Genomic DNA, 15,702 nt, shown 5'->3' on the forward strand with positions numbered 1-15,702 from the left:
CTGGCTCCTTTACCGAGGTACGCGCTTATCTGTCGATGCGGATGCGGCCTTGACCGTTGTCAAGGAGGATTTCGGTTCCGTACGCCTCGGAAAGTGTGCGGAGTCGATTGAGTATGCGATGCGCGGCAGTGACGTCCGCCGGTCGAGGAGTTCCCCGGTCGGAATCATGCTGCGTGTCGAAGGTGAGGGTCACCGGGTGAATCGTGATGTCGACGGCGCCCTGGTTCTCGTATGCGCCCTGGTTCTCGAACGACAGGGACACCGCGACGCTCTCATACCAGATCCGGTCCCTGAAAGGCCCCTTGATCCGCTTCTGTTCGAGCATCTCGCTGGGAGTGTGCCGCGACGGGTCCAGGCCGGTTCGCCGCCATGCCTCACGGGTCAGCGGGAATTGGCGGTTCTGCATGAAGACGAAATTCCCGAGCGAATAGAAGATCGGCCGGTTCCGGTACACCTCGATTCCCCGCAACTGGTGGGGGCCGTGGCCGAGGACGACGTCGGCGCCCTCGTCGACCGCGGCGTGCGCGAGGTCGTGGAGGAAGGGGGGCGGCTCGGCGCTGTAGTTGCCCGGTTCGTGGGTGTGGAGGGCGACCGCGACGACATCGGCACTCTGCTTTGCCTGGCGCACGCTGGTGCGCAGGGCGGTGATGTCCTCGTCGTCGACCTTCCAGTACGGCCCGACCTTGCCACCGGTGGCCACGGACGAGATGAACGCGGTTCCGCCGAGGGTCACCGAGCCGTCCCGTGTGTCGGCCTTGCGGGCGGTGTGGTGCAGGGACTCGGTCGGCAGACTGTCCCGGATCGCGGCCAGGGACCTGAGCTCGTCGGGGCGCACACCGAACCACTTCGTGGTGCGCAGGCCGTTGATCCCGGGGCGGGCCGGCACGATCCCGAACGGGTCGCTGGCCAGGGACATGGCCTGGTAGCGGGTCGCGGCCGACACGAGCGCGACCCGTCCGCGCCGGGTGGTGAGGTAGCGCGGCGCCCGGGCCGCGGTGAGCGACTCTCCGGCGCCGGCATGGACGAGTCCGGCCTCGTCGAGAACGGCACCGGTGGAGCGAAGGCCGGCCACGCCCCAGTCGGTGGCGTGGTTGTTCGCACGCGACACCATGTCGATGCCCATGGCACGGACATCGGCTCCGCTGCGCGCCGAGGTGACCAGCCATGATCCGCCGGGTTCGGCCTCGGGCCAGCCGGCGAAGCGGTCGAAGTCGATCGCGGTCGTCTCGAAGTTCCCGATCGTGACGTGCGCGTCGCGCAGGAGGCCGAGGAGTTCGGGGGAGGTCGCTTCCAGGCGTGGCGTCAGGACGTCGTCGTCGAGGACGAGGTCGCCGACGGCGGCGAGGGTGAGACCGGCCCCGACACCCGTACCCGTACCCGTACTCATATCTGCTCCCCGGCAACGAGGTGCAGCGTGATCGTGGAGCGCCCGTCGACGAAGACCCTGTTCGTCGCGATCACCTGACGGCGGTCGGTGGTCTCCGGCTCGCCGGTGCCGGAGTTGACGTCGAACCGGGGAAAGTTGCTGGAGCTGATGTCCACCCGGATCCGGTGGCCGCGGGCGAAGAGGTTGGCGGTGCCGGGCGCCTCGACCGTCACGTCGTAGATCCGCCCGGGTTCGAGTGGTGACGGTGTCTCGAACGAGTCCCGGTAGCGGCATCGGAGGATGCCGTCGGTGAGGTTCATGGCGAAGCCGGCCGGGTAGTCGGCGCTCGGCGGGTGGACGTCGATCAGCTTGACGGTGAAGTCGGTGTCGGCCGCGCTCGACGACACCGTGAGCCGGGCGACGACCGGACCGGCCACGACGACGTCCTTCTCCAGCGGCTCGGTCTCGAAGGTGAGGACGTCGGGCCGGGAGGCGAGCGGCAGCCGCGACCGGGACAGGGAGAACGTCCGGTGGTCGGGGCGCTGGTCGAAGGCCCCGCCCACCATCACCGGTTCACCCGACGTGACCTGCCCGCCGATCGTCGGCACCGGGTCACGGGGATCGTGGTCGTACTCCAGAAACCCCGGGGACTCCGGGGACTCCCCCACGGCTCGGCGCTCGGAGGTGAGACTGCCGTCCGCGTTGAGGAAGAACCGCGAGGTGTACGACGACTCCGGCGGCCAGGTCGAGCTGCTCAGCCAGCGACCGCCGTGGTCGAGCCGGCCGTCGGCGTTGCGCTTTCCCGAGCCGCCGCCCATCCGGAAGTACCGGACGGCCGGGGGGTTGGACGCCGTCGGGTTCAGCTGGGAGTCGAACCAGTCCGCCCGGAACTCGACGTAGTCGGGCGCCAGGTTGCCGTCCAGCGTCGCCTCGGGGCCGAAATCGACGTCCCCCGCGTACGAGAAGCTCCGCTTGCCGTGGGTCCACGGCCCCAGCACCAGATACGCCGGGCTCGTCTTGCGTGCACCGAGTTCGCGGAAGTTCTCGACAGCGGTCTGGATGTAGGGGTCGTACCAACTGGAGATGTGCAGACTCGGCACATCGGGGAAACGGTCGAAGTGGCCTCGCCCATAGATGCCCAGCTGCTGCCAGTACGGCCCGAAGCGGCCGTGCTCCCACTGCTCGAAGAGATAACCCTCGTACTCCGGTGCGTGCCGCAGGGGTGAATGGCCCCGGCGCCACGGCAGCTGCCGGAACCACTCCTCGATCGACTCGGCGTCGAGCGCGGCGGCCCTGACGGGGTCGGCGAGGGTCTCCGCGCTGGTCCTGGCGCGGGCGAAGGCCCAGGTGGCCTGCTTGAGTTCGAAGGCCCCGCCCAGCCGGACGCCGGTCTCGTAGGCGCTCGCGAAGCCGCCGGAGTCGAGGAACATGGCGGACAGGTGCGGGGTGCCCAGCGAGGCGAGCGCGGTCTGCACGTGTGCGGCGTAGGACACGCCCATCGTGGCCACCTGTCCGTCGCACCACGACTGGGCGGCGATCCACTCGACGGTGTCGTATCCGTCCTCCGCCTCGTTGAGGTACTTCACGAACGCGCCGCCGGAGTCGCCCCGGCCGCGACAGTCCTGACGGACCACGTGGTAGCCGCGTTCGACGAAGCGCCGGCACACCGCCTCCGGCGGAGGCGGGTTCCAGGACTCGAAGGCGCCGTCCGACCCGCGTGCCCTCCGCCGGCCGTAGGGCGTGCGCTCCAGCAGGACCGGCCGGGGAGCCGGGTCCGGCTCGGCGGCGTAGACGTCCGCGACGAGCTCAACGCCGTCGCGCACCGGCACCGAGATCACCCGACGCCATCCTGAACCCGGCTCCGGTACGCGTTGCCAGACGTCGTGCCCACCCGGACTGTCCACCACGTGCACTCCTTCACATCGCTCGCATCGGTGTATGTGGGCGGGGACGCTACGCCGCTGACCACGGCCTGAACCCACTGTTATCGCGGAGGCGACAACAGTCGGGCTAGGCTGAGCGGGTGCCGGTGCTACTTGACCTCAGGGGGGCGAACGGCTCGGACGTGCAGATCGGCATCTCGCCGATCTCCGAGCTTCAGGCCTGTCTGCACGCGCTCGCGGAGCCCGACCATCACCTCGAATTCCGGGCGTGGCTGGTGCGGACCGACGAGGCGCTGTCGCCGGATCTGCGGGCCCGGCTGACGCGCTTCGCGCCGCTCTGGGCCCGCCGTCGCTGCCGTCTGCTGCTGCCGTTGAGCGGTCCGCTCGACACGGGCGTGGACGCGGAGATCGAGCGGCTGTCGCGGCTTCCGGAGCGCGAGTTCGTCGAGGCCGCCGCCTACACGATCCAGGGCGGAGACTTCGATCCCCGGCGGGCGGTTTCCCGGCCGGGTGAATTCATCGCCGCGTGCGAAGCCCGCTCGTTCTCACGCGGTGAGCTGGCGAGGTCGCTCGTCGACGACCCGGAAGAATTTCGCGCCGTGCTGATGCGGACATTGACGGACTGCGTCGGGGAATTCTTCGCCGAGGAATGGGAGCGTATTCACGACCGACTGCGCGAGGAGGCCGACCAGACCCGTTCGAGGCTGCGCGGGCTGCCGCTCGCCGAGCTGATCTCGTCGGTCAGCCCTGCCGCCCAGCCGGTCCAGGGCGGCAGGGCGGTCCGCTTCGACAAACTGCAGAACCTGACTGTCTCCCTCCAGGGAAACAGCACCTTTCTCGTCCCGACCATTCACGGACGCCCGCACCTCATCATTCGCGGTGAGGCCGGTTTCCCCGTGGTGGTGCATTATCCGGTGGCCTGGCACAGCCAGCCCGCGTCCATCGACGAAATGCAGCAACGGCTGACCATTCTGTCGGATCCGGCGCGCCTGGCCCTGTGCCGCCACCTGGTGAACGAGGCGATCACCACCTCCGATCTCGCCCGCCGTATGAACATGACCCGACCGCAGGTGTCACGGCATCTCGCCAGACTCCGCACGGCCGGCGTGCTCACCTCGGAGCGAAGCGGCAGATACGTCTACCACCGGGTCGATGTGCAGAAGCTGATGCAGATGGGAGTGGAACTGTTGCGCGCCATCGTGCGCTGACCGAAGCGGGGGCTTTGATGTGACCATCGGACCCGTTTCGCCAGGTGTGATACTTGCGGCGCGGCCGATGCACGTACGAGGCATACGCAGCGACCCCTGCGACGGTCGGACCGCACAGGGGTCGCTGCGTATGCCTCGCCCTCGCCCAGCCCGTTGCACGCTCCGCCCCAGGTCAGCAAGGGTCAAGCTCAGGCCCAGGCCGTCACCGGCACGAACGAGCTGTCTTGACGGAAGGTGTCCGTGCCGTCCGTCACGTCCACGCGCAGCTGGTAGTTGTAGTGGCGCAGGAAGTAGCCGGGGTAGTTGTACGACTCGAAGCGGATCGAGCCGGACGTCGTGCCGGTCCGGGCGATGAACGTGGCGTCCTTGGCGAAGGTCGTCGTGCCGTCGTTGGCGTCGAAGCGGGCGCGGTAGTTGTAGTGGCGGAGATAGTTGCCCGAACTGTCCCTGAAGGAATAGCCGTTGGCGTCGGCGAGGCCCGCGACGACCGTGAAGGTGGCCGCCGTCTTGACCGCGGTGGTGCTGGAGCTGCTCACCACGGGGAGGTTGAGCAGGGAGGACTCCACCGTCCAGTACCGCGTGGAGTAGTTGGCCGACTGGAAGGAGCGCGTGACGCCCTTCGACAGGGTCGGGCCGCCGCTGACCGTCTCCTTGATGACGGTGAAGTGGCGTGCCGTGCCGGACACCACGGGCAGTGCCTTGGGGGCGGTCCAGGTGGCGAACGTGTCGTAGCTGTCGCTGTAGTAGTAGGTCCCGTCGCCGTAGCCGTCGAAGAAGATCCGCCAGCCGCCGTTGTCGAGCTGGATCACGGACGGGCCCTCGCGATAGCTGCCCCAGCCGGCCCAGTTGCCGGTCTTCGAGATCGTGTAGGGGCCTGCGAGGCTGGTCGCGGTGGCGTACTCGATGTACTTCGTCGTCTCGTTCTTCGGGAACGCGTGGTAGGTCGAGCCGACCTTCACGATGTACGTGTCGATGTGGTTCGAGCCGATGCCGGACAGGGCGACCGGTGAACTCCACGCAGTGAGCGCGGTGTTGGTCGCCTTGAGCAGATACGGGGTGAAGATCCACTCGTCGCTGGTGACCGAGCAGGACACGATGATGTTGACGCTGCCGTCGCTGTCGACGAACCACTCGGGCGCCCACGCGCGGGACAGATTGGTGATCGGGACCGTGTAGTCGTACAGGAAGGTCCAGTTGACGCGGTCCGAGCTGCGGGCGAAGCCGATGGTGGTGCTGGTGTCCTGCCAGGTGTGCGTGGTGTAGGTGACGTAGTAGTAGCCGTTGGTGTGCTTGAAGACGCTCGCGTCGCGGATGCGGTTGCTGGGCGGTGTGTAGGCCGAGGACTGCACGAGCCGGAAGTCGGTGGCGTCGTCGGACTGGTAGACGTTCACCGTGCCGTCGTTGCTGTTGAGGAACGGCACGATGGTGTAGCGCGTGGCGGAGCCGCTGGGCGGGGCCGCCGCGGCGGCGGTGCCGAGCAGCCCGGGGAACTCGCCCAGGACGAGCGCGGAAGCGGGCAGAGCGGCCAGCGCGCGCAGGAGGCTGCGGCGGGAGGGGGTGGGGCTGGGTCTGGTCACGAGCGGCTCCTTGACGATCCGACCGACGGCTCTCCACGTTCGAGATTGCGAACGCGGTTCGGTAAATCGGTCAGACCGTAGGTCCGAGTCGTGCGCACGTCAATACTTCCGACACGCTCCGGACCTGTGAACTTCCGCCCGGCCGCGCCACATTCGACATACCGCACCGCGTCGCCGTGCCAGCCGTTACCGTTCGGTAGGAAGCTGTGAAATCGCTATGGGGAACACACCGCCGCGGCGCGACGGTGTGCGACGGAGGTGTCCGTATGACTGCCGAGCGTGCCGCCGGACTCGCGGAGTGCGCCCGTGCGCTGGCCGCCGGCGAGGCGACCTCGCGGACGCTCGTCGAGCAGGCCCTCGCCCGGATCGGGGCGAGCCAGCCCTCCCTCAACGCCTTTCGGGTCGTACGGGCCGAGGCCGCGCTCGCCGAAGCCGACGCCGCCGACCGGGAGTTGGCGGCCGGAGGGCGCCGGACGCTGCTCGGCGTACCGGTGGCCGTGAAGGACGACACGGACGTGGCGGGCGAGCCGACCGCGTTCGGCTGCCCGGGCGAGTTCCCGCCGGTGGCCGAGGACGGCGAGGCGGTACGGCGGCTGCGCGCGGCCGGCGCGATCGTCATCGGCAAGACCAACACCTGCGAGCTGGGCCAGTGGCCCTTCACCGAGGGCCCCGCCTTCGGCGCGACCCGCAATCCCTGGCACCAGGGCCACACCCCGGGCGGCTCGTCCGGCGGTTCGGCCACCGCCGTCGCCGCGGGCCTGGTCCCCGCCGCCCTCGGCTCGGACGGCGCCGGTTCGGTGCGCATCCCGGCGTCCTGGACCCATCTGATCGGCATCAAGCCGCAGCGCGGACGCGTCTCGACCTGGCCGCTCCCCGAGTCCTTCCAGGGCATCACGGTCAACGGCACCCTGGCCCGTACGGTCGCGGACGCGGCCCTCCTCCTGGACGCGGCGAGCGGCAACCACCTACGGGACCTGCACCAGCCGCCGCCGATCAGCGCGTCCGAGGCGGCCGGCCGCGACCCCGGGCGGCTGCGCATCGCGCTCTCCCTCAAACCGCCGTTCACCGCGCTGCCCGCCCGGCTCCAGCCCGACGTACGGGCCCGGATCGTCCAACTCGCCGAGAAACTGGCCTCGTTGGGCCACACCGTGGAGGAGGCCGATCCGGCGTACGGGCAGATCGGGCTCACTTTCATTCCGCGCGCCACCGCCGGTCTCGCCGAGCGGGTCCGCGAGGCCCCGTTCCCCGCGCTGCTCGACCGGCGCACCCGGGACGCCGCCCGGCTGGGCCGACTGCTCGGCGGGCCCCCGCTGCGGCTGGCCCGGCGCGCGGAGTCCGCGCTGCAGCGACGGATCGGCGGCCTGTTCTCCTCGTACGACGTGATCCTCTCGCCGACCACGGCCGCTCCCCCGCCGCGCATCGGGGCGATGCTGCCGCTCGGCGGACTGGCGACCGATCGCGCGATGATCGCCGCCTGTCCGTACGCCTGGCCGTGGAACGTGCTGGGCTGGCCCGGGGTGAACGTCCCGGCCGGGTTCGTGGGTGAAGGGCTGCCGGTGGGCGCCCAGTTGCTCGGTCCGGCGAACAGTGAGCCGCTGCTCGTCTCGCTGGCCGCGCAGTTGGAGGCCGACCTACGCTGGCACGAGCGGTGGCCGCCGTACGAGCCGGTTGCCGACTCGACGGCCGCGTAGGGGGTTTCGGCCCGTACGCTGTGACCATGGACGACGCGCCGATGGTCGGCTTGATGGGGCGGGTGACCGGCACGATCGGACCGGGGCTGGTCGGCGAGGTGATCGTCCGGGTGCGCGGCGGGGCCGAGCACTTCCTGGCGTACCCGGCCGCCGCGCAGGACCGGATCGAACGGGGGACGGTGGTGATGGTCGTGGAGTATCTGCCGCCGCGGACGGTCTACGTCACCGCCGCGTACGACAGTTGAGTCCGGCCGGGCACACCGGGTGACCGATTCGTCTGCGGATGATCACGTGTGCGTCAAGCTTGCAACAAGGATTCGTCAGCATCTGTACCCCTGCCCCGCGCAGGAGCACCCTTGCCTTCGTTCGGTGCCGAAAGGGCACCATGCAAAGGGGGCGTATGCCGATGTTCGTCGGCGTCGTTGCGGGGATCGCGGTTGCCGGGATCCTCGTGCTCATCGGTGTGTTCAAGATGATGTGGCGGGTCGCTGAACCCAACGAGGCACTCATCATCTCCGGTTCCAAGCACAGGACCGAAGGCCTTGAGGAAGGCATGGGGTTCCGGATCGTCACGGGGCGCGGCACCCTCGTGCTGCCCGGGGTGCAGGCGGTGCGCAAGATCTCGCTCGACCTCAACGAGACCGAGCTGCACGTGGACTGCGTGACCACCCAGGGCATTCCGCTCAAGGTGCGGGGCGTGGTCATCTTCAAGGTGGGCGACGACTTCGTGTCGATCGCCAACGCGGGCCGCCGCTTCCTCGACCAGCAGAAGATGATGTCGGAGCGCGTGCACAACGTGTTCGCCGGTCATCTGCGGTCCATCGTCGGCGGGTTGACCGTCGAGGACATGATCCGCGACCGCGAGAAGCTCACCGGGCAGACCCGGGCCGCGTGCGGAACCGAGATGGAGAAGCTCGGGCTGATCGTCGACTCCCTCCAGATCCACGAGATCGAGGACCCGACCGGGTACATCAAGAACCTCGCCATGCCGCACGCCGCAGCCGTCCAGCGGGACGCGCGGATCGCGCAGGCGGAGGCCAACCGGCTCGCCACCGAGGCCGAGCAGAAGGCCGCGGCGCGGATGTCGGAGGCCACCCGGGACAGCGAGATCCTCCAGGCCGGGTACCAGGCGGAGCGCGACAAGGCGGCGGCGAAGGCCCGCCAGGCCGGACCGCTCGCCGACGCCGCCGCCCGGCAGGACGTCGTCGTCCAGGAGACTCGTATCGCCGAACTCGACGCCCTGCGCCGGGAACAGCAGCTCCAGGCGGACGTCCGCAAGCCGGCGGACGCGCAGGCCTACGAGACACGGGCCCGGGCCGAGGCCGAGCGCGACGCGCGTATCTCGGCGGCGCAGGCCAAGGCGAAGGAGACCGAACTCGCGGCCACGGCCGAGGCGAACCGGGTGAAGGCCGCCGCGGGCGCCGAGGCCGAGGCGACCAAGGCACGGGGTGCGGCCGCCGCGATGGCGACCAAGGCCACCGGTGAGGCCGAGGCCGCCGCGTCCCAGGCCAAGGGCCTGGCCGCCGCCGAGGCGACACGGGCGCAGGGGCTCGCGGAGGCGGAGGCCATCAAGGCGCGGGCCGCGGCTCTCGCGGAGAACCAGGAGGCCGTGGTCGCCCAGCAACTCGCCGAGAACTGGCCGGAGATCGTCAAGGCCGGTGCGTCCGCGTTCGGCAGCGTGGACAACATGGTGGTGCTCAACGGGGCCGACGGTATGGCCGAGATGCTCGCCAAGGCGCTCACGATGGGCGGTACGGGGCTGGGCCTCGCACGGCAGCTGCTCGCGTCCATGAACCAGAACGGGCAGGCGGCGAACGGGACTTCGGCGCTGAACGGGGTGGCGGGTCCTGAAGTGCAGAAGGTGACGGTGGAGAAGGACTAGGGGTGATGCGTGGAGGGGCAGTCCGCAGGCTCTAACGTGAGCCTCGTGACTGCCTTTCCCGATGCCGAAGTCCCGGGGCGTTTTGGCCCCTCCGCCACCACCGAGGCCGATCCTCGCGATGTGGGGCGGGTGCGTACGGAGTACTCGCCCGCCCACGACGGGGATCCCGATCCCGGGGAGATCGTGTGGACCTGGGTGCCTTTTGAGGAGAACGACGGGAGGGGCAAGGACCGGCCCGTCCTTGTTGTCGCTCGGGAGGCTGCGGGGACGTTTCTTGCCGTGCAGCTGTCAAGTAAGCGGCATGACGGGGATCGGGAGTGGGTCGCTATCGGGAGCGGGCCGTGGGATCGGACCGGGCGCGATTCCTGGGTTGATGTGGATCGGGTGCTGCGGCTGTTCGAGGACGGGATGCGGCGGGAGGCTTGTGCGTTGGATCGTATGCGGTTCAACTCTGTTGTTCGGCGGTTGCAGGAGCGGTATGGGTGGCGGTGAGTTTCGGTTGTTCGCCGGGTGCGGGTCGGTGGGGGCTGGTCGCGCAGTTCTCCGCGCCCCTAAAAGCCGGCCGCGCCCTAGGGGGCGCTCACTCCAGCGAACGTATGTTCAAATGCGGCCCTTGTTGTCGCGCCCCTCGTGCGGTCCAGTACCGCGAACGCCACCCTCTCGAATCTGCCCTCGAAACGGCCGCCCACCAGTAGGTCTCTGAACGTGGTCGCCACCATGTGCGGGTCGTTCTGGAAGACTCCGCAGCCCCATGCGCCCAGGACCAGGTGGCGGTAGCCCTCCGTGGCGGCCACTTCCAGGACCCGCTCCGCACGTGATGCGAGGGCCTGGGGGATGGCCGCCTCGCGCTCTGGGGTCGTACGTCGGATCACTCCCGCGTTCGGGGCCGCCGAGGTCAGGAAGCCCGCCGTGTGCGGGGTGTCCAGGAGGCGGCCACGGTCGTCCCGGAAGATCGGGACCTCGGGTGAGTGGATGACGCGGTCCGTGTAGAACGGGTCGCGGTGGGTGCGGTGGTGGTCGTAGAACTCGCGCACCTCCAGCAGGCAGGTGTACAGCGCCGAAGCCCTGCACAGGGCCTCTTCCTGGGCCTGGGCGCCGTTCAGGTAGCCGCCGCCCGGATTGCGGGCCGAGGAGAAGTTCAGGACCGCCACCGGGCCGGGGAGGCGGCAGGCCGCCTCCAGGCTGCTCTCGCCGGTGACCTCGAAGGCCGTGGCGAGGGGTGCGGGTGCCGGGAGTACGTCCAGTGGGCCCGGGCCGTAGAGGCGTGTGCCTGCTCGGGCGGCCTTGATCGCCGCGGCGAGTCGTACCTCGCGTCCGTCGGACGCTCGGTAGGAACCGGCCGCGACGATCTCCTCCGTCGCACGGGCGAGGTCGCGCAGGCGGGCGCTCATGGCGCCACCCCCGTGTGCGCCATGGCCGTTCCCCGTACTCGCTTCCCCGCCGTGCTCATGCAGGCATCGTGGGTGATGCTGGACATGCGGTGCAACAGAGTTTCCCGGGTCGGCGAACGGCCCGGAAACACCACGGAAACGGAGATACACCGTCCCGTAAGTGCCCATGTGCACCCTTGTGCGATTCGGCGCGAGGGGTTTGGGTGGGACGAGCGTTGCCTGACCGGCCCACCCGAAGCCGGGCCGGCGGCATGGTGGAATCTCAGGAGGATCCCGACATGTCCGATTCGGTGAGTGGCTGTACCAAACGCCGCACCGCCCTCTCCGAGGCCGAGGTCGAAGCCCTCGTCCGGGGAATCTGTTTCAAGACCGGACCGCCTCGTACCCTCGGCGTCGAGGTGGAATGGCTCGTCCATGAGCTGCGGCAGCCGCAGCTCCCCGTGTCACCCGCACGGCTCGAAGCGGCCTACGCTTCCCTGCGGACCCTGCCTCTCAGGTCGGCGCTCACCGTCGAACCGGGCGGTCAGCTGGAACTCAGTTCCGCTCCCGCCGACACCCTGATGGAGTGCATCGGATCCGTCTCCGCCGACCTGGACGCCGTCCGCGCTGTTCTGCGCGAGGACGGTCTCGGCCTCGTCGGAATCGGCCAGGACCCTTGGCATCCGCCCCGGCGTTTCCTGCACGAGCCGCGCTATGACGCCCTGGAGCGCTCCCTCGACCTCACCGGCCCGGCCGGCCGCGCCATGATGTGCACCTCGGCCTCCGTGCAGGTGTGTCTCGACGCCGGTCACGAGGAGCCCGGGCCCCTGGGGCACGGACGGCGCTGGTGGCTCGCGCACCAGCTCGGCGCGGTCCTCGTGGCCGCCTTCGCCAACTCCCCGCTCGCCGCACGCAGCCCCACCGGCTGGCGTTCCACCCGGCAGGTGCTGTGGATGGAGATCGGCGCCGGGCGGGCGGGCGCGCCCACTCTGGACGCCGACCCGCGGCACGCGTGGGCGGAGCACGTGCTCGGCGCCCCGGTGATGTGCATACGACGGGACAGCGGGCCCTGGGACGTGCCGGAGGACGGGCTGACTTTCCGGGAGTGGATCCGGTCCGGGGTGCCCCGGCCGCCGACGCAGGAGGACCTCGACTACCACCTGACGACCCTGTTCCCGCCGGTCAGACCGCGTGGCCATCTCGAACTGCGCATGATCGACGCACAGCCCGGCGACGACGGCTGGATCGTCCCGCTCGCCGTGACGGCGGCGCTCTTCGACGACCCCGAGGCGGCCGAGCGGGCCTACCGGGCGGTCAAGCCGCTCGCCGAGCGCGCCCAGTCGCTGCCCGCCCCGCACAACCCGCTGTGGGCCGACGCGGCCCGCTACGGACTGACCGACCCGGAGCTGCACGAGGTGGCCGTCGTCTGTTTCTCGGCCGCCCTGGAGGCGCTGCCCCGGATGGGCGCGAGCCAGGAGGTCGTCGGCGCCGTCGCCGCGTACCTCGACCGCTATGTCATACCGGGTCGTTGCCCCGCCGACGACCTGCTCGACCGCCTGGGCGGCACGGACCGGCGTGCGCACGGGAACTCGTACGGGAAGGATCTCCGCACATGACCGACCCCACCCTGGATCCGGAGGCGCTGCGGGAGCGTGCCTTTGCCGCGCTCACCACCGCGCGGGCGCGGACCGCGCTCCTGACCACCGTGGACGATCCCGAACTCACCGCCCAGCACTCGCCGTTGATGTCCCCGCTGGTGTGGGACCTCGCACACATCGGCAACCAGGAAGAGATGTGGCTGCTGCGGGCGGTCGCGGGGCGGGAGGCGATGCGGCCCGAGATCGACGGCCTGTACGACGCCTTCGAGCACTCGCGCGCCGAACGGCCCTCGCTGCCGCTGCTGCCGCCCGACGAGGCGCGTAAGTACGCGGCGGAGGTGCGCGGCAGGGCCCTGGACGTGCTGGAGAGCGCCGCGTTCGAGGGCACGGGCGCCCGGCTGACCGAGGCGGGGTTCGCCTTCGGGATGATCGCCCAGCACGAACAGCAGCACGACGAGACGATGTTGATCACCCATCAGCTGAGGAAGGGGGCTGCGGTTCTCAGTGCTCCCGATCCCGAGCCCGCTCCCCTCTTCGCCGGTCCGGCTGAAGTCCTGGTCCCCGGTGGCCCGTTCACCATGGGCACCTCCGCCGAGCCATGGGCCCTGGACAACGAACGACCCGCGCACCGGCGGGAAGTGGCGTCCTTCTTCATCGACACGACCCCGGTCACGAACGCCGCCTATCAGGCGTTCATCGCGGCCGGCGGCTACGACGATCCGCGCTGGTGGACACCGGACGGTTGGGCACACATCCGCCAACACTCGCTGTACGCACCGCAGTTCTGGTTCCGGGACGGCGGGCAGTGGCTGCGGCGGCGGTTCGGGGTCACCGAGGTGGTGCCGCCCGACGAGCCCGTCGTGCACGTCTGCTGGTACGAGGCGGACGCGTACGCCCGCTGGGCCGGGCGTCGGCTGCCCACCGAGGAGGAGTGGGAGAAGGCCGCCCGGCACGACCCGGCGACCGGCCGCTCGACGCGCTACCCGTGGGGCGACGCCGACCCCACCCCCGAGCACGCCAACCTCGGTCAGCGGCATCTGCGGCCGGCGCCCGCCGGTTCGTATCCGGCCGGTGAATCGCCGCTCGGGGTACGGCAGTTGATCGGTGACGTGTGGGAGTGGACGGCGAGCGACTTCGCGCCGTACCCGGGGTTCAGCATGTTCCCGTACAAGGAGTACTCGGAGGTGTTCTTCGGGCCCGAGTACAAGGTGCTGCGCGGTGGTTCGTTCGCCGTGGACGCGGTGGCCTGCCGGGGGACGTTCCGCAACTGGGACTACCCGATCCGGCGGCAGATCTTCTCCGGGTTCCGCACCGCCCGTACCCCGGAGGCCGTCTGATGTGCCGTCAACTCGCCTATCTGGGGCCACCGGAGGCGATCGGCAGCCTCGTCGTGGAGCCGCCGCACGGGGTGTACCAGCAGTCGTGGGCGCCCCGGCACCAGCGGTACGGGACGGTCAACGCCGATGGTTTCGGGGTGGGTTGGTACGCGGAGGGCGATCCGGTGCCGGCCCGCTACCGGCGTACCGGGCCCGTCTGGGCGGACCCGTCCTTCGCCGACCTCGCCCGGGTCGTACGGACCGGCGCGCTGCTCGCCGCCGTACGGGACGCGACGGTGGCGGGCGCCGACGGGGAGGCCGCGGCGGCGCCGTTCGCCGCCGGTGCCTGGCTGTTCGGGCACAACGGCGCGGTGAAGGGTTGGCCGGGGTCGCTCGCGCCGCTCGTACAGGCCCTGCCCGCCGAGGAGTTGCTGTCGATGGAGGCACGCTGCGACTCGGCGTTCGTGTGGGCGCTGGTGCTGCACCGGCTGCGCGCCGGTGACGACGTCGGGCGGGCGCTGGCCCGTACGGTCCTGGAGGTCGCCGAGGCGGCCCCCGGGTCCCGGCTCAACCTGCTGCTCACCGACGGCACGACGATCGCCGCCACCACCTGGGGCGACACCCTCTTCCACCTCACCGGGCCAGGACCGCGCACGGTCGTGGCCTCCGAACCGTACGACGACGATCCCCGCTGGCAGGAGGTACCCGACCGCACCCTCGTCATCGTGAGCCGCACCGAGGTACGGCTCACCCCGCTCCAGGAGTTGAGCGACACGAGCGGCAACATGGCATCCGTACCACCCGAGGAGCTTCGTACGTGAGTCCGTTCCTGGTCACCCGCACCCTGCCCGAGGACGCCACGGAGGCCGCCCTGCGCGCCGACGTTCTCCATGGGCTCACCCGCACACCCAAGACACTCCCGCCGAAGTGGTTCTACGACGCCCACGGCAGCGAACTCTTCGATCAGATCACCGAGTTGCCCGAGTACTACCCGACCCGGGCCGAGCGCGAGATCCTCGTCGCCCGCGCCGGGGAGATCGCCGCCGCGACCGGTGCGCGCACACTGGTCGAGCTGGGTTCCGGCTCGTCGGAGAAGACGCGGTACCTGCTCGACGCGCTGACGGAGCTGGAGACGTACGTCCCGGTCGACGTCAGTGAGAGCGCGCTGCGGCAGGCGGGCGAGGCGCTGATCGCCGAGCGGCCCGGGCTCGGCGTACACGCCCTGATCGCCGACTTCACCGGCGGTCTGGCGCTGCCGGGGACGCCCGGGCCCCGGCTGGTGGCGTTCCTCGGCGGCACGATCGGGAACCTGCTGCCCGCCGAGCGGGCCGGCTTCCTGTCCTCGGTCCGTGCCCTGCTGTCGCCGGGCGACACGCTGCTGCTCGGCACGGACCTGGTCAAGGACGCGTCGGTGCTGGTCCCGGCGTACGACGACTCGGCGGGTGTGACGGCCGCGTTCAACAAGAACGTACTGACCGTCGTCAACCGCGAGTTGGGCGCCGACTTCGACCCGGACGCCTTCGAGCACGTGGCGCTGTGGGACCCCGAGAACGAGTGGATCGAGATGCGGCTGCGCTCACTCGCCGAGCAGACCGTGAAGGTCCCCGCGCTCGATCTCGCCGTCGACTTCACGGCGGGCGAGGAGATGCGTACGGAGGTGTCGGCGAAGTTCCGGAACGAGGGTGTGGGCGCCGAACTGGCCGCTGCCGGGCTGGAGTTGCGGCACTGGTGGACGGACAGCGCGGACCGCTTCGCGCTGTCGCTGAGCGTGGTGCGCTGACGGCGCGGCTCACCGCGGGCCGGCGTCCGGA

At 70.3% G+C, this 15,702-nt stretch carries 13 protein-coding genes; 9 read left to right on the forward strand and 4 right to left on the reverse strand.

Translation table 11 applies throughout. The features are described 5' to 3' along the window. Window positions 1–25: 25 nt before the first annotated feature. Both ACWCRB_RS00125 and ACWCRB_RS00130 read right to left on the reverse strand, forming a co-directional pair. Window positions 26–1,387 carry a CapA family protein gene (locus tag ACWCRB_RS00125; RefSeq protein WP_450993817.1) on the reverse strand — a complete coding sequence of 454 codons (1,362 nt, stop codon included), beginning with the start codon at window positions 1,385–1,387 and terminating at the stop codon, window positions 26–28. After that, on the reverse strand, window positions 1,384–3,273 hold the full coding sequence (locus ACWCRB_RS00130) for a CocE/NonD family hydrolase (RefSeq protein ID WP_450993818.1): 1,890 nt from the start codon (window positions 3,271–3,273) through the stop codon (window positions 1,384–1,386). The genes ACWCRB_RS00125 and ACWCRB_RS00130 overlap by 4 nt, the downstream gene beginning before the upstream one ends. 122 nt (window positions 3,274–3,395) lie before the next feature. On the opposite strand from ACWCRB_RS00130, the gene ACWCRB_RS00135 reads away from it, so the two are divergent. Next, window positions 3,396–4,457, forward strand: coding sequence for a DUF5937 family protein (locus tag ACWCRB_RS00135; protein WP_450994051.1), 1,062 nt, complete (start codon window positions 3,396–3,398; stop codon window positions 4,455–4,457). A 188-nt stretch (window positions 4,458–4,645) separates the two neighbouring features. Here the strand turns inward: ACWCRB_RS00135 and ACWCRB_RS00140 are convergent, their stop codons facing one another. Next, the gene (locus tag ACWCRB_RS00140; protein WP_450993819.1) at window positions 4,646–6,034 is read right to left on the reverse strand and encodes a glycoside hydrolase family 43 protein; all 1,389 of its coding nucleotides are present in this window, start codon (window positions 6,032–6,034) and stop codon (window positions 4,646–4,648) included. Between the two features lie 266 nt (window positions 6,035–6,300). Here ACWCRB_RS00140 and ACWCRB_RS00145 point away from each other — a divergent pair, with 266 nt between their 5' ends. The 4 genes from ACWCRB_RS00145 (at window position 6,301) to ACWCRB_RS00160 (ending at window position 10,099) form a co-directional block, all read left to right on the forward strand. Continuing rightward, window positions 6,301–7,725 (forward strand): amidase, encoded by a 1,425-nt coding sequence (locus tag ACWCRB_RS00145; RefSeq protein ID WP_450993820.1) that lies wholly within the window; start codon window positions 6,301–6,303, stop codon window positions 7,723–7,725. A gap of 20 nt (window positions 7,726–7,745) precedes the next feature. After that, window positions 7,746–7,970, forward strand: a complete 225-nt coding sequence (locus ACWCRB_RS00150; RefSeq protein ID WP_369032243.1) for a hypothetical protein — start codon at window positions 7,746–7,748, stop codon at window positions 7,968–7,970. A 155-nt stretch (window positions 7,971–8,125) separates the two neighbouring features. Next, window positions 8,126–9,607 (forward strand): flotillin family protein, encoded by a 1,482-nt coding sequence (locus ACWCRB_RS00155; protein WP_450993821.1) that lies wholly within the window; start codon window positions 8,126–8,128, stop codon window positions 9,605–9,607. A gap of 45 nt (window positions 9,608–9,652) precedes the next feature. Next, entirely contained in the window at window positions 9,653–10,099 is a 447-nt protein-coding gene (locus ACWCRB_RS00160; RefSeq protein WP_450993822.1) for a type II toxin-antitoxin system PemK/MazF family toxin, read from the forward strand. Window positions 10,100–10,176: 77 nt separating this feature from the next. On the opposite strand, the gene ACWCRB_RS00165 is transcribed toward ACWCRB_RS00160, so the two are convergent. After that, on the reverse strand, window positions 10,177–10,998 hold the full coding sequence (locus tag ACWCRB_RS00165) for a TIGR02452 family protein (protein WP_450993823.1): 822 nt from the start codon (window positions 10,996–10,998) through the stop codon (window positions 10,177–10,179). Window positions 10,999–11,276: 278 nt separating this feature from the next. Here ACWCRB_RS00165 and egtA point away from each other — a divergent pair, with 278 nt between their 5' ends. The 4 genes from egtA to egtD are packed head-to-tail and all read left to right on the forward strand — an operon-like array spanning window position 11,277 to window position 15,671. After that, complete coding sequence (gene egtA / locus ACWCRB_RS00170) at window positions 11,277–12,593, forward strand: ergothioneine biosynthesis glutamate--cysteine ligase EgtA (protein WP_450993824.1); 1,317 nt, start codon at window positions 11,277–11,279, stop codon at window positions 12,591–12,593. Continuing rightward, the gene (gene egtB, locus ACWCRB_RS00175) at window positions 12,590–13,912 is read left to right on the forward strand and encodes an ergothioneine biosynthesis protein EgtB (RefSeq protein ID WP_450993825.1); all 1,323 of its coding nucleotides are present in this window, start codon (window positions 12,590–12,592) and stop codon (window positions 13,910–13,912) included. The genes egtA and egtB overlap by 4 nt, the downstream gene beginning before the upstream one ends. Next, window positions 13,912–14,712, forward strand: coding sequence for an ergothioneine biosynthesis protein EgtC (egtC, locus tag ACWCRB_RS00180; protein ID WP_450993826.1), 801 nt, complete (start codon window positions 13,912–13,914; stop codon window positions 14,710–14,712). The genes egtB and egtC overlap by 1 nt, the downstream gene beginning before the upstream one ends. Beyond that, on the forward strand, window positions 14,709–15,671 hold the full coding sequence (gene egtD, locus ACWCRB_RS00185) for an L-histidine N(alpha)-methyltransferase (protein WP_450993827.1): 963 nt from the start codon (window positions 14,709–14,711) through the stop codon (window positions 15,669–15,671). Before egtC ends, egtD begins: the two co-directional genes overlap by 4 nt. The last annotated feature ends 31 nt before the right edge of the window (window positions 15,672–15,702 follow it).

The sequence above is a fragment of the Streptomyces sp. NPDC002156 genome (genome assembly GCF_053593675.1).

What these genes read in the sequence shown, in the direction of transcription:
- ACWCRB_RS00125 (WP_450993817.1), bottom strand. Translation starts at nt 1,387, where the DNA reads ATGAGTACGGGTACGGGTACGGGTGTCGGGGCCGGTCTCACCCTCGCC.
- ACWCRB_RS00145 (WP_450993820.1), top strand. Translation starts at nt 6,301, where the DNA reads ATGACTGCCGAGCGTGCCGCCGGACTCGCGGAGTGCGCCCGTGCGCTG.
- ACWCRB_RS00155 (WP_450993821.1), top strand. Translation starts at nt 8,126, where the DNA reads ATGCCGATGTTCGTCGGCGTCGTTGCGGGGATCGCGGTTGCCGGGATC.
- ACWCRB_RS00165 (WP_450993823.1), bottom strand. Translation starts at nt 10,998, where the DNA reads ATGAGCGCCCGCCTGCGCGACCTCGCCCGTGCGACGGAGGAGATCGTC.
- egtA (WP_450993824.1), top strand. Translation starts at nt 11,277, where the DNA reads ATGTCCGATTCGGTGAGTGGCTGTACCAAACGCCGCACCGCCCTCTCC.
- egtB (WP_450993825.1), top strand. Translation starts at nt 12,590, where the DNA reads ATGACCGACCCCACCCTGGATCCGGAGGCGCTGCGGGAGCGTGCCTTT.
- egtC (WP_450993826.1), top strand. Translation starts at nt 13,912, where the DNA reads ATGTGCCGTCAACTCGCCTATCTGGGGCCACCGGAGGCGATCGGCAGC.